The sequence below is a fragment of the Paenibacillus oralis genome (assembly GCF_003863965.1).
GTDB lineage: Bacteria > Bacillota > Bacilli > Paenibacillales > Paenibacillaceae > Fontibacillus > Fontibacillus oralis.
In genome coordinates, this window is record NZ_RRCN01000001.1 from 3,809,840 (window position 1) to 3,832,074 (window position 22,235).

General features: G+C 54.4%; 17 protein-coding genes, 2 tRNA genes and 1 pseudogene. 14 read left to right on the top strand and 6 right to left on the bottom strand.

The features are described 5' to 3' along the window. Positions 1 to 171: 171 nt before the first annotated feature. Positions 172 to 1,137, top strand: a complete 966-nt coding sequence (locus EHV15_RS17085) for an aldolase catalytic domain-containing protein (protein WP_178075874.1) — start codon at positions 172 to 174, stop codon at positions 1,135 to 1,137. A 156-nt stretch (positions 1,138 to 1,293) separates the two neighbouring features. Further along, positions 1,294 to 3,411 carry a putative bifunctional diguanylate cyclase/phosphodiesterase gene (locus EHV15_RS17090; protein WP_128632257.1) on the top strand — a complete coding sequence of 706 codons (2,118 nt, stop codon included), beginning with the start codon at positions 1,294 to 1,296 and terminating at the stop codon, positions 3,409 to 3,411. 31 nt (positions 3,412 to 3,442) lie between these two features. On the opposite strand, the pseudogene EHV15_RS38355 reads toward EHV15_RS17090, so the two are convergent. After that, a pseudogene (locus tag EHV15_RS38355) lies at positions 3,443 to 3,625 on the bottom strand (IS4 family transposase); the annotation flags it as partial. Between the two features lie 429 nt (positions 3,626 to 4,054). On the opposite strand from EHV15_RS38355, the gene EHV15_RS17100 reads away from it, so the two are divergent. Further along, on the top strand, positions 4,055 to 4,957 hold the full coding sequence (locus EHV15_RS17100; RefSeq protein WP_128632258.1) for a transposase: 903 nt from the start codon (positions 4,055 to 4,057) through the stop codon (positions 4,955 to 4,957). A 1,026-nt stretch (positions 4,958 to 5,983) separates the two neighbouring features. Here the strand turns inward: EHV15_RS17100 and EHV15_RS17105 are convergent. Both EHV15_RS17105 and EHV15_RS17110 read right to left on the bottom strand, forming a co-directional pair. Further along, positions 5,984 to 6,057: transfer RNA gene (locus tag EHV15_RS17105), tRNA-Gly, on the bottom strand. 14 nt (positions 6,058 to 6,071) lie between these two features. Beyond that, positions 6,072 to 6,148, bottom strand: a tRNA-Pro gene (locus EHV15_RS17110). Between the two features lie 274 nt (positions 6,149 to 6,422). Here EHV15_RS17110 and EHV15_RS17115 point away from each other — a divergent pair. The 3 genes from EHV15_RS17115 to EHV15_RS17125 all read left to right on the top strand — a co-directional run bounded on the left by EHV15_RS17115 (position 6,423) and on the right by EHV15_RS17125 (position 9,178). Then, positions 6,423 to 6,962, top strand: a complete 540-nt coding sequence (locus EHV15_RS17115) for a DoxX family protein (RefSeq protein WP_128632259.1) — start codon at positions 6,423 to 6,425, stop codon at positions 6,960 to 6,962. Between the two features lie 491 nt (positions 6,963 to 7,453). Beyond that, positions 7,454 to 8,398 (top strand): helix-turn-helix transcriptional regulator, encoded by a 945-nt coding sequence (locus EHV15_RS17120; RefSeq protein WP_128632260.1) that lies wholly within the window; start codon positions 7,454 to 7,456, stop codon positions 8,396 to 8,398. A 36-nt stretch (positions 8,399 to 8,434) separates the two neighbouring features. Further along, on the top strand, positions 8,435 to 9,178 hold the full coding sequence (locus tag EHV15_RS17125; protein WP_128632261.1) for a zinc ribbon domain-containing protein: 744 nt from the start codon (positions 8,435 to 8,437) through the stop codon (positions 9,176 to 9,178). Positions 9,179 to 9,250: 72 nt separating this feature from the next. On the opposite strand, the gene EHV15_RS17130 is transcribed toward EHV15_RS17125, so the two are convergent. Continuing rightward, on the bottom strand, positions 9,251 to 9,457 hold the full coding sequence (locus EHV15_RS17130) for a YwbE family protein (protein ID WP_128632262.1): 207 nt from the start codon (positions 9,455 to 9,457) through the stop codon (positions 9,251 to 9,253). A 526-nt stretch (positions 9,458 to 9,983) separates the two neighbouring features. On the opposite strand from EHV15_RS17130, the gene pheS reads away from it, so the two are divergent. The 3 genes from pheS (at position 9,984) to zapA (ending at position 15,192) form a co-directional block, all read left to right on the top strand. Continuing rightward, the gene (pheS, locus tag EHV15_RS17135) at positions 9,984 to 11,018 is read left to right on the top strand and encodes a phenylalanine--tRNA ligase subunit alpha (protein ID WP_128632263.1); all 1,035 of its coding nucleotides are present in this window, start codon (positions 9,984 to 9,986) and stop codon (positions 11,016 to 11,018) included. 24 nt (positions 11,019 to 11,042) lie between these two features. Beyond that, complete coding sequence (gene pheT, locus EHV15_RS17140) at positions 11,043 to 13,493, top strand: phenylalanine--tRNA ligase subunit beta (RefSeq protein ID WP_128632264.1); 2,451 nt, start codon at positions 11,043 to 11,045, stop codon at positions 13,491 to 13,493. 118 nt (positions 13,494 to 13,611) lie between these two features. Further along, on the top strand, positions 13,612 to 15,192 hold the full coding sequence (zapA, locus tag EHV15_RS17145) for a cell division protein ZapA (protein WP_128632265.1): 1,581 nt from the start codon (positions 13,612 to 13,614) through the stop codon (positions 15,190 to 15,192). Positions 15,193 to 15,259: 67 nt separating this feature from the next. On the opposite strand, the gene EHV15_RS17150 is transcribed toward zapA, so the two are convergent. Together EHV15_RS17150 and EHV15_RS17155 are read right to left on the bottom strand one after the other, a co-directional pair. Then, a complete protein-coding gene (locus EHV15_RS17150) occupies positions 15,260 to 15,637 on the bottom strand; it encodes a cupredoxin domain-containing protein (RefSeq protein WP_128632266.1) in 378 nt (125 codons plus the stop codon). 185 nt (positions 15,638 to 15,822) lie between these two features. After that, positions 15,823 to 16,191, bottom strand: a complete 369-nt coding sequence (locus EHV15_RS17155; protein WP_128632267.1) for a phage holin family protein — start codon at positions 16,189 to 16,191, stop codon at positions 15,823 to 15,825. Between the two features lie 157 nt (positions 16,192 to 16,348). Between EHV15_RS17155 and EHV15_RS17160 the strand changes: the two genes are divergently transcribed. The 5 genes from EHV15_RS17160 (at position 16,349) to EHV15_RS17180 (ending at position 22,233) form a co-directional block, all read left to right on the top strand. Then, positions 16,349 to 18,715 carry an endonuclease MutS2 gene (locus EHV15_RS17160; protein ID WP_128632268.1) on the top strand — a complete coding sequence of 789 codons (2,367 nt, stop codon included), beginning with the start codon at positions 16,349 to 16,351 and terminating at the stop codon, positions 18,713 to 18,715. A 20-nt stretch (positions 18,716 to 18,735) separates the two neighbouring features. Continuing rightward, positions 18,736 to 19,152 carry a DUF350 domain-containing protein gene (locus EHV15_RS17165; RefSeq protein ID WP_178075875.1) on the top strand — a complete coding sequence of 139 codons (417 nt, stop codon included), beginning with the start codon at positions 18,736 to 18,738 and terminating at the stop codon, positions 19,150 to 19,152. A gap of 125 nt (positions 19,153 to 19,277) precedes the next feature. Next, the gene (locus EHV15_RS17170) at positions 19,278 to 19,946 is read left to right on the top strand and encodes a hypothetical protein (protein ID WP_128632269.1); all 669 of its coding nucleotides are present in this window, start codon (positions 19,278 to 19,280) and stop codon (positions 19,944 to 19,946) included. Positions 19,947 to 20,295: 349 nt separating this feature from the next. After that, positions 20,296 to 21,552: an MFS transporter gene (locus tag EHV15_RS17175; protein WP_128632270.1), complete on the top strand. Its 1,257-nt coding sequence runs from the start codon at positions 20,296 to 20,298 to the stop codon at positions 21,550 to 21,552. 180 nt (positions 21,553 to 21,732) lie between these two features. Continuing rightward, positions 21,733 to 22,233: an Lrp/AsnC family transcriptional regulator gene (locus EHV15_RS17180; RefSeq protein ID WP_036624896.1), complete on the top strand. Its 501-nt coding sequence runs from the start codon at positions 21,733 to 21,735 to the stop codon at positions 22,231 to 22,233. The last annotated feature ends 2 nt before the right edge of the window (positions 22,234 to 22,235 follow it).

Genomic DNA, 22,235 nt, shown 5'->3' on the forward strand with positions numbered 1-22,235 from the left:
AAAAAAAAGGCATTGAGAATTAATCTCATTTAGATTCAAAAGTAATATATCACGCTAGTTCGTACCATACTGTGACTAACCTCATATCAATTATCAATTGCTTCTTTACTTTTTGATTTCGCTTCAAGTAAGATGGGTATTAATACTATCGATGGAGAGGAACATGCTGTTATGAAGGGTAACCCGTGCAAAATCGTGGATTGTACAATACGTGACGGAGGATTGGTCAACAACTGGGACTTCAGCGTAGAGTTTGTCCAAAAATTGTATGCCGGCCTGAACGAGGCGGGCATCGATTATATGGAAATCGGATATAAAAATTCGCCCAAGCTGCTCAAAGGCGCCGATCAGGCGGGACCGTGGCGTTTTCTTGACGATGATTTTCTCCGGAAGGTCATTCCTCAAAAAGGCCAGACGAAGCTGTCCGCCCTGGTCGACATCGGCCGCGTCGATGAAAACGACATCCTGCCGCGCAGCGAAAGCCTGCTCGATCTGATTCGCGTCGCTTGCTACATCAAAGATGTGGACAAGGCTCTTCAACTGGTGCAGCTGTTCCATGACCGCGGGTACGAAACGACGCTGAACATCATGGCGTTGTCCAACGTTATGGAAAATGAACTGCTGGAAGCTTTCGAAATGATCCGGGAAAGCGTCGTGGACGTCGTCTATATCGTCGATTCCTACGGCAGCCTGGATTATAAGGATATGGAGTACCTGGTCAACAAGTTCAAAACGCATCTGCCGAATAAACGGCTTGGGGTACATACCCATAACAATATGCAGCTGGCGTTTTCCAATACGCTCGTGGCCGCCGAAAACGGCGTCGAACTACTCGACGCTTCGGTATACGGTATGGGGCGCGCCGCGGGCAACTGCCCGACCGAACTGCTGGTTACGCATCTGAAAAATACGAACTACCGTCTGCGTCCGGTGCTTGGGGTGCTGGAAGAGCTGCTTATTCCGCTGCGCGAAAAAGAGGAATGGGGTTATTTGATCCCGTACATGATCACCGGGACGCTGGACGAGCATCCTCGCTCGGCGATGGCGCTGCGCGCATCGGACGACAAGGACGGCGTTGTGGATTTCTACGACCAATTAACGACACCGGAAGTCAGCTTTGACAAAAAGAAAAAATAATGCCGCGAAAAGCTCGGCCCTCTGGGCCGGGCTTTTCTTTTTGCGTCCGACATTTTTGGCGGGTAAAAGGCAGGAAATGCGCGGAATATGTTGAATAAGTTGAATAAATAGTTCTTAGGGTCATAGACAGATACTTACCTCCGGAGGTTGAGGGCATTGAGAATCAGGGCAGAGGCAAAATCGACAATCGTCCTAGGGGTAATCGGGCTGGCCGCGATGATCGGCGTTGTCTGGTTGTCGGCAACAACCGTTTTGCCGGAGGAAACCGGCAAGACGATGCAAACGCTGCATTTGCTGGCGGGTTTTATGTGCCTGGCCGTGTCTTATTCCATCTTTGCCCAAGGATGGATCATGTTTATCGACAAGTTGTCCAGGCAGCGGCTCTATTCGGCCGCATTGTTTTCGGTGGTAGGAATACTGGACATGCTATACTCCGCCGCATACGGAGGAATCCCGCTTTTGGGCTTTGAGTCCGGACAGGGTCTGGCGGATTGGTTTTTAATGTTGTCCCATACGGTCGGAGCGCTTGGAATGCTGGCTGTTTTCGCTTCCTCCGAGAAGCGGGTGTCCAGCGGTCATAAAGTTACGGTGTTTTCTGCGGCGGCGCTGATCGCCGCTGCCGGTTTGATATGGATGAACCGGTACGAGGGGAGGCTCGTTTCCGGTTTTGCGGCGGGTCTCCTGAACTCGGCGGCAGGCAGACTTACGCTCGTATTCGGCGTTTCCATGCTGTACATTTTGGCGGTTGCCGCGATATTGTACAGTCACCGGGAAGAGCATCCGCCGGCCATCATGACGGTAACGCGGGCGCTGCTGTTTATGGTCATGGGCCATGTGCTGCTGACGTTTCCTTTCAAGGATCCCCAAGGTATTGCGCAAGCGGCGGGCCAGTGTTATATGTGTTTATCCTATTATTTCGTGCTGAAAGGCGTTTACCGGCAGACGATCGAGGAGCCGATCCGCGGTCAGCACCAGGCCGAAGCGCGGATGAAGCACATGGCTTACCATGACGATTTGACGGGTCTGCCGAATCTAAGGCTTATGAAGGAGCAGCTCGGTGAATGGTTAACCGTTTCCGGGGCGTATACCGGGGTTGCGGTCATTAATATCGATCGTTTCAAAGCGATCAACGATTCGCTGGGGTACAGTGCGGGGGACAAGCTGCTCACCGAATTCGGCGGCAGGCTGCAGGCGCTGTGTTACGCCGATGAGCGGGTGTACCGCATGGGGGAGGACGAGTTCGCTTTGATTTTGCCGCGGGTAGAAGGCGCCGAGACTGTCGAAGAACGGGCCAAGCAACTGCTCGGTTCGGTAAACCCCGCGGTGCTGATCGACGATACGGAATACCATATCTCGCTCAGCATGGGCTTGTCGGTGTTCCCGGTTGACGGCGATTCGGTTGATCAAATGATCCAATATGCGGATATGGCGGTTCATCACGCCAAAGAGCATGGGGTTCATTTTATGCGGTACACCCCGGAGATGAAGAAGTATACCCAGTCCCGCGTGGAACTGGAGAACGATATGCGAAAAGCGCTGGAGCGCGAGGAGTTTTTTCTGGAGTTTCAGCCGCAGATGAGCCTGGACACCGGAAAAATGGTCGGGATGGAGGCGCTCGTCCGCTGGAAGCACCCGAAACGCGGGCTGCTTCCACCCAGCGAGTTTATCCCGTTGGCCGAGGAGAGCGGATTGATCGTTCCGCTGGGGGAATGGGTGCTCCAAACGGCTTGCCAGTACAATAAGATGTGGCAGCTTGCGGGATATGAGCCGGTGAACGTGTCGGTCAATTTGTCGATGCGCCAATTCCGCCAATACAATCTGGCGGAGCGGATCGGCGCGATTTTACGCGAGGTCGGCCTGGATCCCCGTTATCTGGAGCTGGAAGTGACCGAAAGTATGACCTACGATATCGATACGGCATTGGATCAGCTCCATCGTTTGAAGAGCCTGGGCATCCAGATCAGCATCGACGATTTCGGCACCGGTTACAGTTCGCTGTATTATTTGAAAAGCTTGCCGATCGACCGGCTGAAGATCGACCGCGCTTTCGTCAAAGAGGTTATGTACGACGGCAACGACGCGGCGATCGTCTCGACGATCACGACGATGGCGCATCATCTGAAACTCAAGGTTACGGCCGAAGGCGTCGAAAATGAGGAGCAGCTGGAGTTTCTGAGGCTGCAAAAATGCCATGAAGGTCAGGGATATTTGTTCAGCAAACCGGTATCCGCCGGCGTGCTGGAGCATGAATTCCTTAGCCGGCTTGCCGGCTAGGGGATTTTTTTAACCTTATAGAATTTATAACTCAACTTTCGCAGCAAAAAATCGGCAGGCAAGCCTTGATGTAGCTGGGTAAAGCAGCAATCCATTGCCGGAGTTGACGCTGAATCAGAGGCGGACAGTGCATTCCCGGCTTTTTGGGCTACTTCGTTGATTAAGTCGAGAACTGCTGTAGGGCAACCAGCCAATCGAGAGTGCCGACTTCGTCGCTAGCCGTTCGACCAGCCCATTGTGAGCATAGGAGTTCCCTTGTAAAACGTGCCGGTGGCATGATCTCTAAATCGTGCAAGCAACTCGACCACTTTACTGCGATCCGCTCAAACATGGAAGCATGGAAGCGTCAACGAAGAAGAGGGCGCCACGATCCGCCAAGGTCAGCGCATCTACCTTTTGCACCGTAGCTGTTTCGAGCAGTCTCAAATCGATGCTGGGTGAGAGGGCTGTCTAAAGTGTTCGTGTCTTGGTGTCTTTGTATCCCTGCCTGCTGCCTTTACACGATTATCCCTTTCGTTCAGAGAGCGGGAAAAATGAGGCGGTTCAGGTGAAATGTTCGCCTTGATAAGGGAACGTACGTTTGGTATAATAAAATAAATAGAACCCACGTTCGTAAATTCTTGATATTCGGGGGCGAGTGAACATGGAGGTCAATACGGGAACGGAACTTCAACCATTCAGCAGCCGTTATAACAGCGAGCAGGCCTGCATGGAGGCGGTGATCGCGATGAAGTGGCCGAAAGGCTTCGTCTGCCCGCGCTGTGCTCACACCCGGTGCAGTCGCCTGACTTCCCGGCATATCCCCTTGTTCGAGTGCGGAAAGTGCAAGCATCAAACGTCGGCTTTGGTCGGTACGATTTTTGAAGGAACGCATCTGCCCCTATTGAAGTGGTTTAAGGCGCTGGAGTTGTTCCTGCTCCCTGACGGCATCTCGGCGATGCGGCTGAGCCAGGTGATCGGAGTCACCTACAAAACCGCCTGGTTGATGCTGCATAAAATACGCCATGCCGCCCTAGAGTTCGATGCCCGGGAGCTGCTCTGCGGAGACGTGAAGGTGAACAGCGACCTGTATGGGCGTAATCCGTCCCGGTGTCAGTTTCCGCATCCGTATGCCTCGGCGGTCGTAGCGGGATGCACGGTCACGGAATCGGGCGAGCCGGAGCAGGTCAAAATCCGCCTGGTGCCGCATAAGAGAGGAGACGGGAAAAGGGCAAACCGTCTCGAACTCGCTGCGTTCATCAACGGGCATGTGGATGTCCGTACATCGGCGGTAGAGTCGTTTCCTCTAGCCTATCGGCTGTATACGCCCTTGCGAAAAGTGGTGAGAGAGGCGTGGGAATCGCTGAAGAGTACGTATGTAGCCTTGGGACTGAAGCATCTGCAGGCGTACCTAAACGAGTACACCGTACGCCGCTCGCTGCGCCGGCCCGGAGCGGAAGAAACGATACGGCAGAAGTTGCTGCGCATGTGTGTGGTGATTCCGGCGATCCCTTACCGCCAGCTGATCGCGCGCAAACCGAACCAGCCCCTTGCGGCTGCGGCCTGATCGAAACGCTGGAACGGTGGGGGGAGTTTGACGCTGATCAACTTAATGGGTAGGGGTTAGCTTAATGCGGATCAACTTGATTGGTGTGAGTTAACATGAACGGTGTGGGCGTTGCTGCAAACGGAAGGGTTCAGGCTACAGCAAAATCACGGTCTTTTCGTTTCCCTCGCGTCTTGTCCTTGGTCTACTGTCATGATCTCTTGTCATGATCTCTTGTCATGATCTCTAGTCCGGTCTGTTTCACCTCCCCTAAACCTGATTCCTTCTCCTAAGCCCGTCTAAATTATCTCGAAAAGATCTGCTTCTCTACCAAATATTTTCTTCTCCCAAGCTAGTCTGTTTCTCTGCTCCCCTGATCAAACGGGATAATCGTGCAAAGCGTCCGGACAGCGAGTGTTGATCTGCCGCCCACCCCAAGAAAAGAATACTTTACTTCGTTTGGCAGTTGATTTAGGTCAGGCTGATGTCTATAACAATGAAAGACACCTCTTCTGTCTGATCGCAGAAGCTCTTTACTCTCGCTTTACCAAACGAAGCGGTGTCTTTCTATTTTGCAAGCCGCCTATCTTAATTCTTTGAAAACCTGCGAAAGTTGAGTTATAAAATTTCGGCGCAGGTAGAGAGGGGGGAGAAGAGTCTGGGGGCTAAGGGACACCAGAGCCGTTATTTGAGGAAAAACGGAGGTTTGCAAAATGTAACGGACACAGAAGACCTTATTTACCTCAAATCGGCCTGGATGAACTGGTTTAGAGCGAAATAGGGACATGTGGGTCCGTTAGCCTGGGAAATACCCGGGAAATGGGCGGATAAGGTCGCTGGAGTCCGTTAGAGCAACGTCCACTGGATGTAGACTACAGATTGGAAAGGGCCGAGGTACTGGGGCGCTACTGTTCAGATGGGAACCCATCCCTCCAATCGCTCCAAAGTAGAAGTCAGAGCCATTAAAGGACGCCGTCAGGCGTTTTTCTTACTTTTTCTCGGAAAAATAAAAAATCCTTACCATGTAAGGATTCGTTGTATACATTATGGAGCGGGTGATGGGAATCGAACCCACGCTACCAGCTTGGAAGGCTGGAGTTCTACCATTGAACTACACCCGCATCAAAAACATTGATGGTCGGGACGACACGATTCGAACATGCGACCCCCTGGTCCCAAACCAGGTGCTCTACCAAGCTGAGCTACGTCCCGTAAAGCTTCGCGGATCAGCCTCTAACGCGAAGACAAAATATAATATAACACTTTTGCTGGCTCGGCGCAACATAATTTTTCGTAAAGGAAGACATTGCTGTTTGGAAAGATTCATGAACAGGCGGGTTGGATAAAAATTAATTTATTAAATTTTTAATATATGTGATTTAAATCACATATATTGTGAAAAATATCACTTATAATAAAGACATCAAAGATGATCATCCTTCAAAAACAAAATTAATCGAACAAATCACCTTAAGGAGTGGTAAATATGTTTAACAACTTCCTGAGAACCAATAAAATCGCCATGTGGCTGCTGACCGTCATCCGGGTTTACCTCGGGTACCAATGGATTGAAGCAGGGTATCATAAAATTACCGGCGGCTTCGACGCCGCGGGCTTCCTCACCGGCGCGATCGCAAACAGTACGGGCGATCATCCCGCTGTCCAAGGCTGGTGGGCCACCTTCCTGGAACATTTCGCCCTGCCTAACGTAGGTATCTTCAACGTCCTTGTTCCTTACGGCGAGTTCCTGGTCGGCGTGGGGCTGATCCTCGGTACCTTCACCACCTTCGCCGCCCTGATGGGCCTGGTGATGAACGCGGCGTTCCTCTTCAGCGGAACGGTAAGTACGAACGCGCAAATGCTGCTGCTTGAAGTACTGGTGGTCGCCGCCGCCGCCAACGCCGGCAAAATCGGCCTCGACTACTACGTCCTCCCTTACCTGCGCAAACTGTTCGGCAAAAAAGGGAATGCAGGAACGCAACTGGGAGCACCCCAACCTCCGGTGAATGTGAAACATACGGCGTAAAGTGACTGGCCGAAATGGCAAGAAACTAAGATCTGCAGGCCCTTCCTAAGATTCTTTCTTAGGGAAGGGTCTTTTTCTGCGTTTTTGCGGAAGCTTGGGAATAACGGTAAAAAATGGTCCTATTTTCATCGGAAAGAAAAGTGCAGCTAAAATAAAGGAATTTTTTTCCGCTATTGTGGAAGGATCGGGGTGCAAGGGTGACTTTTCGGGTCTTGGTGGAGAAATAGGAACTAAAATTTCCGCTATTTTACGCAGAAGAAGGGGAATATCAGAAATAACGCCATAAATTACCGCTAATCTTCCCGGGAGGTAGTGCAAGCATCACCCCAACATGCTACCTCTACCTCCATCCGCCCCGTTACACAAGCCCCTAACCAATAATGACCAGCGGCCACCGTCTTTCGCTTTATTGACATGGTGTTGTCACCTAGCTGCCGGTATACTCATAGCAGGGAGTCGTCGCAGGGACTCATAGCAAGGGGGAAGTTTGCATGCAAATAAATCGGCTGTTTGGGATTGTTTATTTGTTGATGGAACGCAAAACCGTGACGGCGGCTGAACTTGCCGAACGTTTTGAGGTGTCGGCGCGAACGATATACCGGGATATCGATACGCTTAGCGCTGCGGGTATCCCCGTGTTTTGCAGCAAAGGGAAAGGCGGAGGGATCGGTTTGCTGCCGGATTTTGTGCTCAATAAATCACTGTTATCCGAAGCGGAGCAAAACGAGATTCTGTTCGGGCTGCAAAGCCTTGCGGCCACAAATGCCGAGCAAACCGGGGAAGTGCTGGCCAAGTTGAGCAGCCTGTTCCGGCGGGAAGAAGTGAACTGGATCGACGTCGATTTTTCGCATTGGGAAAGCGGTGAAGCGGAACGGCGGAAATTCGGGATGCTGAAGACGGCGATCCTGGAGCGGCGGCGGATTTCTTTTACCTATTACAATTCGAACGGAGAACAAACGCAAAGGCAGGCCGATCCGCTGAAGCTGCATTTTAAAAATAAGTCCTGGTATTTGCAGGGCTATTGCCTGCAAAAACAAACGCCCCGCACGTTCAAAATCAGCCGGATGGAGGCGGTCGCGTTCACCGGCGAGCATTTTGAGCGGAGGGAGGGCGAGGTTCCCGACCTTGTGTCGTCCTCACGGGAAACGGCGCCGCTTGTTCGTCTGGAGCTGTGGTTCTCGCCGCGTTTGGCTTTTCGTATTCATGATGAATTTGACCGGACCTCTGTCCATACAAACGAGGACGGCAGCTTTCGGGTTACGGTCAGTTATCCGGAAAACGGTTGGGTGTACGGGTACCTGCTGTCTTTTGGCGAAGACGTCCGGGTGATCTCCCCGCCCCATGTCCGGCAGATCCTGAGAGACAAAGCCGAAAAAATCGCAAAAATGTATCAAAACCCTTCTGAATATGACATACAGTCGTCATATTATGATTGATACAATGGCTCCATTAAAGAAGGGAGTGTACAAGAAATGGCGGAATTGAAATTGAAGTATGCGGAAGAGTTTACGGTGGCCGGAAAATTTGGTCAAGGAAAAGCGGACGAGGGACCTCAGTGGATTGTCCCCCTTTGGGAGCAAGCGAACGGAGCGTATTCCCAGATTCAGGACATCGCCCTCAAGAACGAAAGCGGGGCGCCTAAGGGAATGTGGGGCCTGATGGGCCACCCCGACAACTATTTGGGACGGTGGGACGACCAAGGCCTCTATCTGGCCGGGTGCGAAGTAAGGCCGGACGCCAAGGTTCCGGAAGGATGGACGAAATGGACGGTTCCGGCGCACACGTATCTGGTGGGGGACTGCAGCGGAACGGCTTATGGCGAGTTGTTTCAGCAAACGATTGAACAATATTTGCCCAAGCATGGACTGCAGTTGACCGGCGCCGTGCATGAGCATTATCCGGAACCGGGAAATCCGGCGCATGTGGAGCTGTATTTTCCGGTCGCCAAGGGTCAATTGTTCTGCCAAAGCTGCGGCATGCCGCTGACAAACAACGAGGAACTCGGCACGGAACAAGGCGGAGAGGCAAACTATGAGTATTGCGGTTACTGCTACCGGGACGGGGCGTTTACGAGCGATTCGTCCATGGAGGAGATGATCGAGTTGTGCCTGAAATATGGCGCCGAATCGGGGGCGGAATTTTTTGCGGACCGTGAACAGGCCAAAGCGCGGATGCAGGCGTGGTTTCCGACGCTGAAGCGCTGGAAGCGGGACTAGCGGGAATAAACTAAGGAGAGGGGCAGTTAGAAAATGACCAGCTGCCCGCGCGGATGGAGCCTCACGGCGCGATTAGTCCGCTTTAGTCGGATGGATGACCTTCACCCGGCCCACTTGGCCGTCCTGAAGCCGCACCTTGATGCCGTGAGGATGGGTGGGCGAATTCGTCAGGATGTCTTTCACCACGCCGCGGGTCAGGCGGCCGGTGGGCTGGTCTTTTTTCAGGACGATATCGACGGTCAGGCCGGGAGAGATGTTTTTGCGTTCGTTGCCGTTCATGCGGTTGTACTCCTTGTGTGGTATAGATTGCTGAGATAAACATACCATATTTACGTAGCGGCTTGCCAATGGCGGCAAGTTTGCATATAATAGCAGTTAAGTCGAAAGCGCGTCCCGTCACGGGCGCAGCCGCGAATGATCATGCACGAAATGCGATGATGGAGAAGAGTAAGCAGAAGCCTCCTTACAGGGAGGGGAAGCCGGAGATTGAGAGCGTCCCCACGGAAACAGGCTGCCGAAGTTCGCTCCGGAGCAGTTCCTTGAACCGCTAATGCTTCCGCCGATTCAATCGGCGAGGGCCGGCGCAGTAGAGGATACCGGCTACGATCCGTTATATCGTTAAAGTGAGAGCTGCAGGAAGTACCGACACATCGCTTGGCCGAAGTTTTGCGCAGATTTGGCGCTAATTTTGCCGAAGCCTCGGGAAATGCCGGTCATGACGGGCTCTAACAAGGGTGGTACCACGGTCTTTTCGTCCCTTTTGGGAGAAAAGGCCTTTTTATTTTGCCTGAGGAGGAAAAAATTCATGAAAGAACGTTTGGAAGCACTCAAACACGAAGCGTTGGAGCAACTGGGTAAAGTTGCGGATGCTGGGCAGCTTAACGACCTGCGGGTCAAATATTTGGGCAAAAAAGGAGCGCTGACGGAAATCCTGCGCGGCATGGGATCGTTAAGCGCGGAGGAGCGCCCGGTCATCGGACAGATCGGCAACGAGGTGCGGTCGGCGATCGAGACGCTGATCGAAGAGAAGCAGGCGCATTTTGAGCGGCTTGAGACGGAGGCGCGCCTGACCGCCGAGAAGGTCGACGTGACGCTGCCGGGACGCCCGCTGAAGCAGGGAGCGATTCATCCGTTGAATCAGGTCATCCAGCAGATCGAGGATATTTTTATCGGCATGGGCTATTCTATCGCGGAAGGGCCGGAGGTCGAGACCGATTATTACAACTTTGAAGCGCTGAATCTGCCGAAAAACCATCCCGCCCGCGACATGCAGGATTCGTTTTACCTCACCGACGATCTGCTGATGCGGACGCAAACGTCGCCGGTGCAGGCGCGCACGATGGAAGCGATGAAAGGCGAAGTGCCGGTCAAAATCATCTGCCCGGGCCGGGTGTTCCGGCGCGATGACGATGATGCGACCCACTCGTTCCAGTTCCATCAAATTGAAGGACTTGTCGTCGGCAAAAACATCCGGATGAGCGACCTCAAAGGTACGCTGCTGGAATTCACGCGCAAAATGTTCGGGCCGCACACGCAAATCCGCTTGCGTCCGAGCTTCTTCCCGTTCACGGAGCCAAGCGTAGAGGTGGACGTAACGTGCATGAAATGCGGCGGCGGCGGCTGCCGGGTGTGCAAGCACACCGGATGGCTGGAAATTCTCGGCAGCGGCATGGTTCATCCGCGCGTGCTGGAGATGAGCGGGTACGATCCCGAGCAGTACAGCGGTTTTGCGTTCGGGATGGGCGTGGAACGGATCGCGCTGCTGAAATACGGAGTGGACGACATTCGTTATTTCTACAATAATGATCAGCGTTTCCTGCAGCAGTTTGCCAGAGTTTAATTTTGGAAGAGGGAAGGGATTACGATGAAAGTATCAACCGAATGGTTGTCCGATTATATATCGCTGGATGGGGTCGACATTGAAGAACTGGCGGAGCAAATCACGCGTTCGGGAATTGAGATCGATTCCGTCGAAAACCGTAACAAAGGCGTATCAAACGTGGTCGTCGGTTACGTTAAAAGCAAGGAAAAACATCCGGATGCCGACAAGCTGAACGTTTGTATCGTCGACGCCGGGCAGGAAGAGGAACTGCAAATCGTCTGCGGCGCGAAAAACGTCGCCGCCGGCCAGAAGGTGCCGGTCGCGCTCGTCGGCGCCAAGCTGCCGGGCGGGCTCGAGATCAAAAAGGCGAAGCTGCGCGGCGTCCCTTCGCAAGGGATGATCTGTTCCGCCAAAGAGCTCGGCATGAACGACAAGCTGCTGCCGAAGGAGCAGCAGGAGGGCATCCTGGTGCTGCCGGAGGACGCCAAGATCGGAACGCCGATCGCGGGGCTGCTGGGCCTGGACGATCAGGTGCTCGATTTCGATCTCACGCCGAACCGCTCCGATTGCCTCAGCATGCTGGGGGCGGCGTATGAAGTCGGCGCGATCCTGGGCCGCGACGTGAAGCTGCCGCACCCGGAGAAAGAGCTGATCGAATTCGCTCAGCCCGCCAACGAGCGGATCGCCGTCAAGGTCGAGGCTTCCGAGCTGTGCAGCCGTTATGCCGTCCGCTGCATTTCCGGCGTTAAAATCGGTCCGTCGCCGCTGTGGATGCAAAACCGGCTGATGGCCGCCGGGATCCGTCCGCTCAGCAACGTTGTGGACATTACCAACTACGTCATGCTGGAGTACGGACAACCGCTGCACGCGTTTGACGCCGACAAAATCGCCGGCGGGCAAATCGGCGTCCGCCAGTCGCGCGAGGGCGAAAAGCTGGTGACTTTGGACGGACAGGAACGCGAACTGGAGCCAGGGGCGCTGCTTATCGTGGACGGTGACGATAAGCCGGTAGGTCTGGCCGGCGTCATGGGAGGCCTCGACTCGGAGGTGACGGACCAGACGGTCAACATCGTGCTTGAGTCGGCGAAATTCGACGGCGGATCGGTGCGGAAGACGTCGCGTACGCTGGGGCTTCGCTCGGAAGCTTCGCAGCGCTTCGAGAAAGAGGTTGACCCGTCCTCCGTCATTCCCGCGCTGAACCGCGCCGCCGAGCTGATGGCCAAATATGCCGGGGGCAACGTCTGCAAGGGCATCGTAGAGGTCGTCAACCAGGAGCCGCAGGAACAGGTGGTTACTTTGTCCCTTCGCAAGCTGAACGATTACCTGGGAACGGACATTTCTACGCTGGAGACGAAAACGATTCTGACCCGGCTTGGCTTCGCCAGCGCTGATCTTCCCGAGGATGCGCTGGATGTGCGGATTCCGACCCGGCGGGGAGACATCACCCGGGATGTGGATTTGATCGAAGAGGTCGCCCGGCTTTACGGCTATGACAATATCCCGTCCACGCTGATCGAAGGCCCGACCACGGCCGGGGGTTACACGAAGCCGCAGGCGCTGCGGCGGGCAATCCGCGGTTTGCTGGTTCATGGCGGCTGGCAGGAAGTGCTCGGCTATTCCTTCATTCGGGAGGGAGCTGCGCGGAAATTTCCGCAGCTTGGCGGTGGCGGCCATGAGGTTAAACTGGCGATGCCGATGAGCGAGGAACGCAGCACTTTGCGGAGCAGCCTGCTGCCGGGTATGATCGATATTGCCGTATATAACCGCAACCGTAAGCAGGAAAATCTGGCGATGTTCGAAATCGGCGGCGTGTTCGTGACGGAGGAAGAGAAGCTGACGAAGCAGCCGGACGAACTGCCTGCGCTTGGCCTGCTGCTGACCGGCGAGCGCCAGTCGAAGCGCTGGAACACACCGGCGGAGATGGTCGATTTCTTCGATTTGAAAGGCGCGCTGGAAAGCCTGTTCGATTATCTCGGGCTGAGCGGCCGCGTGACCTATGCGGCGGATCAGCCGCAAGGCTTCCATCCAGGGCGTTCGGCCTCCATATATTTGCAGACGGAGGGCGAAAAACGCTGGCTCGGCTCACTGGGACAAATTCATCCGGAGCTCCAGCGGGAATTGGATCTGGACGATACGTATGTGGCCGAGCTGCTGCTGAAGCCGATTTACGAATATGCCGGAGAACCGGTCGTATACCGTGAACTGCCCCGTTTCCCGGCGATGCAAAGGGATATCGCCGTCGTCGTTGCGGACGATGTCGAAGCCGGCGCGCTGATCGCCGAAATCCGGCAAACGGCGGGCGAGCTGCTGGAAGACGTGCAAGTGTTTGACGTATTTACCGGTTCCAAACTGGGAGAAGGTAAAAAGAGCGTGGCATTGTCCCTGGTGTATCGTCACAAGGAACGGACACTGACGGACGAAGAGGTGACGGCGGTCCATGATCGGGTTGTGGCCGGACTGACGCAAACTTTTGCCGCCGAACTTAGAAAATAGCAGGAATTGGGCAAAGTCACATCGAATCAATTGTAAGATAACCGATTCGATGTGACTTTCGTTTAATTTATAAAAGACATCTTAGATCTAAGCCCAGGACCGAAGGAGGCACATAGCTTTGAGTAACCAAGGCCGAATTAGCGTAAGTGTGGAAATATATGGCACTTCTTATAAAATCGTAGGCAGCAGCACCGATTATATGAAGCAGGTGGCCCGCCGCGTAGACGGGCTGATGCACAGCATTGCCCAGGCTTATCCGCATCTCGATATATCGCGTTTGGCGGTGCTCGCGGCGGTTCGCATGGCCGAAGAGGCGGTCAAAACGGATCAACTGCAAAGCGAACTGCAAAATGCCAAGCAGGAGAAAGCCATGATCGCGCAGGAGAACTCCGCGTTGCAGGGACTCCATGCCAAGCAGGAAGATGTGTACAAAGCGCTTCAGGAGGAGCATCACAGGCTGAAGGAGGAGAAGAAGCTGCTGGCCGACCAGGCAGAGAAGCTGGAGGCGGCGCTGCAGGCGCAGGACGGCGAAGTGCGCAAGGGGAAGAGCCGCATTCAGGAGCTGGAGCGGCAATTAAATGAGCAGCGGGGCAGCAACTCGCAGCTGCAGGCCAAATTGCGCCAGACCGAACAGTTGACGGTTAAGGAGAAGGAAGAGCGCGAGAAGCTGCAGAAGCAGCTTAGCGAAGCGCTGCAGCGGGAGCAGTCTGCCAAAGCGGCCGAACAGCAGGCCACGCAGAACGCCAAAGCAGCCGAACAACAGGCCGCGCAGAATTGTGCCAAGCTGGAGGAGCAGGTTAAGCGGCTTAAGGAGCTGCTCCAGACGTCCGAAGCGAAAGCCCAGAAGCTGCAGCAGCAGCTGCAGGAGGCAGGTGCGCAGCAGAACAAGCTTCGTGCGGATGCCGCCGCCGCCGTGCAGAGCGAAAAATCGTGGCAGAAGCTGGCCGATAAACGAAGCGAAGAGCTTAGCCGCCTGGAAATCAGCTTACTGGAGGCGGAAGGCCGCAGCGAGCAACTGGAGGAACAAGCCCGTTCCGCCGCCGCGGATCTGGTGAATGTCCGTGAGCGGCTGCAGTCGGAAGAGGACAACGCGCGCGTGTTAGCGGACGAATTGGATTCGCTTCGCCAGCGGCTTGAGGAGGCCTCCCGCGAACGGGAGACGGCGCTCCATATGGCAAGTATGGCCGAGGAAGAGAAACAGCAGATGGCGGCGGAACTCAGCCGGCTGCATGACCGGCTGCAGGATATGAACGTGGAGCTGCAGGAACATGCCGAACGGGAGGAGCGGATGGACCAGCTCCGGGAAGCCGCGGAAAAGCGGGAACAGGAGCTTAAGGAGCGATGGGCGTCCACCGAGCGCGAGCTTGAGGCGTGGCACGGGAAGGAATCCGAGCTGCTGCGCCAACTGGATGAGTGGCAGCAGGAAAGCGCGGCCGGCAGCGAACGCGTGGTTCAATTGTCGAACGATTACCAGCAACTGGAGGAAGAAAAGCAGCGGCTGGCCGAAGAGTTTCAGCAAATTTCCGAGCATTACGAAATCATTTCGCATGAATACCGCTTGCTGAAGGTAGAACGCGAAGCCGAGCGCGAGACGTTTGAGAAACGGGAAGAGGAGCACCGCCGGCTGCAGGAGGATTACGCGAAGCTGCAGACGGAATTTAACGAATGGATCGAGCTGATCGAGCAGGATCAGTCCTGACGTTTTAAACGCACCGTAAACAGCAAGAGCCCCGGCGTACGGCCGCGGGCTCTTGCTGTCCCCACGGTTATTCGACGATAATTTTGGAAATCATCGTGCTGTGTCCGGAGCCGCACATGACGGAGCAGGACATTTCAAATTCCCCGGCTTCCTTCGGGATGATGACGGCGGAGTCGTTTTTGCGGTCAAGCTGCAGCTTCAAACCCGGTACAAGTACGCCGTGATTGCCCGAGGCGTTTTTGAACACGATTTTGACGGGTACGTCTTTTTTTAGATGGTATTCGGCTTGGTCAAACTGATAATTGGACGCTTCGATCACGAGTTCAGCTTCGGGCTGAATATTGCTTTCGGCCGCGCTGCCGTTTCCGGCGGAATTCCCGCTGCCGCAGGCGGATAAAACCAAAAGCATAATAGCGCATGCGAATAAAGCAATACTTTTCTTCACGATAATCCCCCCCACAATTCAAATATTTTGTGACAATTTTAAGAATATCATATCGTAATTTGCGGGGGAACACCGAGGACAGGTATGAATAATTATTGAACAAATGAAAAGCGGCCGCCCCAGGCAGCTGCATGCTGCATAAGGACGACCGCCTTTTCCTGCTCCGCCATGAGCGGGTAGAGACATCAGCGGGTTGCTCTGTCTTTGTCTCTGCCTGCCTCAAACGGCGTAGCGACCGGGATGAACAGGTCGATAATCCCGATCACGAGGGCGGCAAGCAGCGCTCCGATAATGGAGACGGAAACGCCGGCAATAATGAACTGGGCAAGCCAGATCACAAGCGCACTCGTTAGAAAACCGACGATTCCGCGGCCAAACGGGGTAACCCGCTTCCCGAAAATGCCTTCAATGGCCCAACCGAGAAGTGCGATTACGAGAGCCAGCAGCAAAGCGCTGCCGAATCCGCCGATACTGAATTGCGGTACAAGCCATCCCACCACGAGCAATACAATGGCGGAGACGATGAATCGCACGACGTGTCCCAGAAATTGCATTGGTACATAGCCTCCTTTTAAATGTAAGTACGTTTGGCTATACGTAATTATCATGTTCCGCAAGGCGCTATCTTATGTGTGCCCCTTCGCAAAATAGCGAAAAATGAGCGGTTTCGGTTATAATGGGATCATAGCCCGAGGGGAGTTGTGAACGTTCTTGGACGAAAAAATTTTAAAAACGATGGAATACCGAAAAATCATAGATCAGCTGATCCATTTTGCGCAAACGCCGATGGGGAAACAAGCTGCGGAATCGCTTGCGCCCGTCAGCGACCTGGAGGACGTCAAGCGGCTGCTGCAGGCGACGGATGAAGCGTTTAATGTGGACCGGCTCAAGGGGGCGCCCGGCTTTGGCGGCATCGTCGACATCACGCCGGCGGTCAAGCGGGCTCGCATCGGCGGAACGCTGAATCCGCATGAGCTGTTTGGCGTGGCGACGACGTTGGAGGGTTCCCGCAGGGTCAAAAAATACATTGCGGCAGTGCATGAGGAGCATGAGGTAGACCTGCTGTTTACGCTGAGCAACACCTTAAGCGACCAGAAGCCGCTTGAGGAAGCGATCAAGCGCTGTATCGACGAAAGCGGCGAGGTGCTGGACTCTGCCAGCCCGGAGCTGGCACAAATCCGCCGCGAGCTGCGCGGAGGCGAGGTCCGTATCCGGGAGAAGCTGGACGCGATGATCCGCTCCTCTTCCGTGGCCAAAATGCTGCAGGATCAGCTCATTACGATCCGCGGCGACCGGTTCGTCATTCCGGTGAAGGCCGAGTACCGGGCCCATTTCGGCGGCATCGTGCACGACCAGTCGGGATCGGGCGCCACGCTGTTTATCGAGCCCGAATCGATCGTGGCTATGAACAACAAGCTGCGGGAAACCCGGCTGAAGGAAGAGCGGGAAATTGAAGTGATCCTGCAGAAGCTGACGGCCGCGGCCGGCGAGCAGGCCGATCTGCTGCTGTATGACTGCGATGTGCTGGGGCAGCTCGATTTTATGTTTGCCAAAGCCCGGTTGGCGCGGGAGATGAAAGGAACTTTGCCGCGAATGAACGACCGCGGTTTCCTGAAGCTCAAGAAAGGGCGTCATCCGCTCATTCCTGCCGACAAAGTCGTACCGATCGATGTGGAGCTCGGCAACCAATATACGACCATTATTGTGACCGGGCCTAATACCGGCGGGAAAACCGTCACTTTGAAGACGATCGGCTTACTCAGCCTGATGGCGATGTCCGGTTTGTTTGTCCCGGCCGAGGAAGGCAGCCAGCTGTGTGTCTTCGACGCCATTTACGCCGATATCGGGGACGAGCAGAGCATCGAGCAAAGCTTAAGTACGTTCTCCAGCCATATGACGAACATCATTTCCATCTTGAAGCAAATGACGCCGAAAAGCCTTGTGCTGCTCGATGAGCTTGGGGCGGGCACCGATCCGGCGGAAGGATCGGCGCTTGCCGTGGCGATTTTGGAGCATATTCACGGTTTGGGCAGCCGTATGGTGGCGACGACGCATTACAGTGAGCTGAAGGCTTACGCGTATGAGCGCAAGGGCGTCATCAACGCCAGCATGGAATTCGACGTCAATACGCTAAGCCCGACTTACCGTTTGCTTGTTGGCGTGCCTGGACGAAGCAACGCATTTGCCATTGCCGAGCGGCTGGGGCTGCCGGAGAGGATCCTGGAGTATGCCCGCGGCGAAGTGAAGGAAGAAGACCTGCGGGTCGAAAACATGATCGCTTCCCTGGAGGAAAACCGGCTTGGCGCCGAGCAGGAACGGGAGAACGCGGAGAAGCTGCGGCGCGAGCTGGAGGCTTTGCGCAGCCGTCATGCGGCAGAGCTGGAAAAGCTGGAGCGGCAAAGGGACAAACATCTCGAGAAGGCGGAGGCGGATGCCGCGGCGGTCATTGCCAAAGCGCGCGAGGAAGCCGAACGGATCATCGCCGATCTGCGCAAATTGGCGCAGGAGGAAGGAGCCGCCGTCAAGGAGCATAAGCTGATTGCGGCCCGCAAACAGCTGGATGAGGCCGAACCGCCGCGGCGGAAGAAAACGGCGGCCGAACGCAAGGCGGCCAAACCTCCACGGCAAATCGAACCCGGCGATGAAGTGATGGTCTACAGCTTGAACCAAAAAGGCCATGTTGTGGAGCTTGCCGGCAGCAAGGAAGCCGTGGTCCAGCTCGGCATTATGAAGATGAAGGTGAGCCTGGACGACATGGAGCTGCTCGCTCCGGCTCCGGCCAGCAAACCGGCGCAGCGCACGGTGACGAACGTCAAGCGGTCGCGCGACGATCAGGTCCGCAGCGAACTCGATTTGCGCGGAGCTAACCTGGAGGAGGCGCTTATTGAAGTCGACCGGTTTATCGATGAAGCGTACCTGGCGAATTTGGGCCAAATTTACATCATCCACGGCAAAGGCACCGGGATTTTGCGCACGGGAATCTCCGATTATTTACGAAAACATAAGCATATCAAAAGCTACCGGCTTGGCAATTACGGCGAAGGCGGTACGGGAGTAACGGTTGCGGAGTTGAAATAACGTAAGAGGAGAGGGAGGACGTGAAGGAGAACATCGATCCGCTGTTGGAGCAGCCGCTGGGGCTGATGATCGGTTATTTTTCCGTGGCGGTTGTGGAGTTGATTGTTTTTCTTTCCTGCTTTGAATCGTTGACCAAATACCGCTGCTGGCAGGAAATCAAGCGCGGGAATATGGCTGCTTCGCTGGCGACCGGCGGAAAAATTTTCGGGCTGTGCAACGTGATCCGGTTTGCGGCCAAGCAGCCGTCCATCTACGACTTTATGATCTGGTCGTCGGTCGGCTCGCTGCTGCTTTTTGCAGCCTACCTGTTATTCCAGTTTTGGACGCCGGTGTTCCGGCTCGACCGGGAAATCGCCGAGGGCAATACGAGCGTCGGTTTTATTTCCATGGCGGTGTCCGTTTCGGTGTCCTTTTTGATCGGAGCTTGTTTAGGTTAGTTTAGGGGGAGTAGACGGAAGTGAAAAACCTGGTCCGGATCTTGTTTGTTGCGTCGATCCTGTTTTTGGCAGCCGGTATTATTTATTTATGGAACGCTTAATATACATTGAAAGGACGAACATCGATGGAAACAACGATTTGCCCATGGTGTCAAACCGAAATCGTATGGGACGAAGAACTGGGACCGGAGGATGAATGCCCCCATTGCCATAATGAACTAAAAGGCTACCGGACGGTGAGCATTACCCTCGGCAGTGAAGAGGAGTTTGAGGGCGAATACGAGGACCATCCTTTTGGCGACCGCAAGCATGGGCATCATCACGACCACAATCATGACCATGATCATGGCCATGAGGGACACGATCACGACCATGACCACGCTCATCATCACGGCCACGATCACGAGGATGAAGACGACTACTGGGACGACGAACACGGCGGGCATCTCGGCGCAGTTCGCCGGCTGGAAGCATTTACGGCCTCCGGCGGGGATTTGCTGGCGTATGAGACCGGTGTGGAAAAGCTGCTCGACCATCAGGACGAGGTTCCGGAATGCCCTCACTGCCGGGAGTACATGATTTATGCCGGCCAGCAGGAGCTTGCACCGGGCAATCTGGACGCCCCCGCCCCGGTTCCGTCCGGCCTAAATCGGCGGCCTTTGCTGCAGGCACCGGTCAAGCTGAACGTGTATGTCTGCTCGGCCTGCTTCCATGTCAGCCGCTTCTTGTCCGAGGATGACCGGATTTCTTTCATCCGCACGGTGAGCGGGGAAGAAGATGCATCTAACAAATAAAGGATTCGCCGTGAAGAGACGCCGCTTTGGCGTCTTTTTGCCTTTTTTTCAACTTATTGGGATTTGAATTCCGGCTTGGCTGAACCAACTGCAAAAGTGCATTTGATGTTCGAGTATAGTGCCGATTTAAAACGGGTGAAATGCAAAAGTACATCTGTTTTGGGGCTATTTGATAAAAAAGTGGTTTATGACCGGAAATGAAATGCACATTTGCATTTGAACCACCCATTTCGAGGGATTTCGACGGAAATCGCATGCCCTTTTGCATTTCGCTCGAAAAAATCTCATGCTTCCTCCAGTTTTGGGCATCTTACAAGAGTAACTTTTTTGACGGCTGGAGGAACGAATTATGATTAAACACCGCAAACACCTGAACGGCCAATCCATGCTGCTTCTGGCGGTCAACGGACTGTTTGTGCTGGCCGGCGCCTTATCGGGGACATTTCTCAACGTATACATTTGGAAGATAAAGCAGGATTTCCCCCTAATCGGTTGGTTTACGTTTTCCCAGCAGCTGGCGCTTGGTCTCACGTTTTGGATTGCCGGCAAATGGGTCAAGGAACGCGATAAAATGATTTTTCTGCGGCTTGGGATCATCGTATCCGGCCTGTTTTATTTGCTGGTGCTCTGGGCGGGGAAACACACGGTCGATTACATCTGGCCGCTGGGTTTGCTGTTTGGCACCGGATCAGGCTTGTTCTGGCTGGCTTTCAACGTCGTTTATTTCGAAGTGACTGATGTGAAGTCCCGGGACCTGTTTAACGGTTGGGTCGGCGTTCTGGGGTCGGTTATCGGCATTTTTGGCCCCTGGATCTCCGGCTGGCTGATTTCGGTCAAGCACGGCGAAGCGGGGTACCGGCTTATTTTTACGCTTTCCCTCGTGGTATACGGCATCGGCATTTTGCTCAGCTTTTGGCTAAAAAAAAGGAAACGGGGAGGTCCCTACAATTGGCTCGCCCCGGTGCGCAAGCTGCAGCATGGCAGCCCATGGCGTCAAGCCGCTCCCGCGTCGGCGGCGCACGGTTTGCGCGAAGGTGTATTCACTTTCATTACTAACTTGCTCGTTTTTATCAGCACGTCGGCCGAATGGAGGATCGGGCAGTTTTCGTTTGTTACTTCGCTGGTATCGCTCGTCAGCTTTTGGGCGGTCGGCAAATGGTTGAAGCTGAAATTCCGCTATTACGGGATGCTATTTGGCGCCGTATTGATAACGCTCGCCATCGGCCCTTTGCTCTGGAAGGTAAACTATGGCACGTTGATGTTTATGGGTATCGGCACCTCCTTGTTTATGCCCCTGTACCTTATCCCCGTCGTTTCTTCCGTTTTCGATTTGATCGGAGGCAGCCCGGAAAGCGTGGAGCAGCGCGTCGAGCTCGTTGTCCTGCGGGAGCTGAGCATCACGGTGGGGCGCCTGGCCGGAACGCTGCTGTTTATCGCCATTTATTCGCTTTATCCGCGTATGAGCACGATTACATGGTTGATGTTCGGTTTGGGAGCGACGCCGGTTCTTAGCTGGCTGGCGCTACGCAAACAGCTAAAAAAGGCGCCGCGGCCTTCGGAGCCCGATGGCCGCCGCAAAAAAGCAATCAAGCCCGTTAGAGCCTGATGCCAAAAAAAGGAACGAAGACATCCATTTCACGCGCAACCGTCCAGTTCCGGGAAGCTCACCGGGAATGGACGGTTTTTCTATGCAGGAGCCTAAATTTCATGTAATATAAGTATTAAATTTAGATTCCGAATCACTGGATTGATGCGGTGAAGCGGAAGCATCGCTGGAGGATGAGGGATGAAACAACTAAGCGAATTGAAGCTGAAGGTGCTGGACCTCCTGAAAGAGGACGCCCGCCGTGATGCGAATCTGCTGGCGACCCTGATCGGGGTTCCGGTGGAGGAAGTGGCTGAAGCGATCAGGGAACTGGAAGATGACCATGTAATCGTCAAATACGCGACGGTGATCAATTCCAGCAAGTTGGACGACGAGAAGGTAACGGCTTTGATTGAAGTCCAAATCACGCCCGAACGGGGACGCGGCTTTGAGGCGATCGCGGAGCGGGTGTATCTGTTCCCTCAGGTCAAATCCGTCTATTTGATGTCCGGCGCGTACGATTTGCTGGTCGAGGTGGAGGGCCGCAATTTGAAAGAGGTGGCCAGCTTCGTGTCGGAAAAGTTGTCGACGCTGGAGTCGGTGTTATCGACCAAAACCCATTTTATTCTCAAAAAATACAAACAAGACGGCGTGATCTTCGAAGATCCGGAAGAAGACCGCCGTTTGATGATTTCTCCGTAAAG

Coding starts and splice junctions, on each gene's coding strand:
- EHV15_RS17170 (WP_128632269.1), top strand. CDS start 19,278: ATGGAAACAACGATTTGCCCATGGTGTCAAACCGAAATCGTATGGGAC.
- EHV15_RS17155 (WP_128632267.1), bottom strand. CDS start 16,191: ATGCAATTTCTGGGACACGTCGTGCGATTCATCGTCTCCGCCATTGTA.
- pheS (WP_128632263.1), top strand. CDS start 9,984: ATGAAAGAACGTTTGGAAGCACTCAAACACGAAGCGTTGGAGCAACTG.
- EHV15_RS17100 (WP_128632258.1), top strand. CDS start 4,055: ATGGAGGTCAATACGGGAACGGAACTTCAACCATTCAGCAGCCGTTAT.
- EHV15_RS17130 (WP_128632262.1), bottom strand. CDS start 9,457: ATGAACGGCAACGAACGCAAAAACATCTCTCCCGGCCTGACCGTCGAT.
- EHV15_RS17125 (WP_128632261.1), top strand. CDS start 8,435: ATGGCGGAATTGAAATTGAAGTATGCGGAAGAGTTTACGGTGGCCGGA.
- EHV15_RS17180 (WP_036624896.1), top strand. CDS start 21,733: ATGAAACAACTAAGCGAATTGAAGCTGAAGGTGCTGGACCTCCTGAAA.
- EHV15_RS17085 (WP_178075874.1), top strand. CDS start 172: ATGAAGGGTAACCCGTGCAAAATCGTGGATTGTACAATACGTGACGGA.
- pheT (WP_128632264.1), top strand. CDS start 11,043: ATGAAAGTATCAACCGAATGGTTGTCCGATTATATATCGCTGGATGGG.
- EHV15_RS17115 (WP_128632259.1), top strand. CDS start 6,423: ATGTTTAACAACTTCCTGAGAACCAATAAAATCGCCATGTGGCTGCTG.
- EHV15_RS17175 (WP_128632270.1), top strand. CDS start 20,296: ATGATTAAACACCGCAAACACCTGAACGGCCAATCCATGCTGCTTCTG.
- EHV15_RS17120 (WP_128632260.1), top strand. CDS start 7,454: ATGCAAATAAATCGGCTGTTTGGGATTGTTTATTTGTTGATGGAACGC.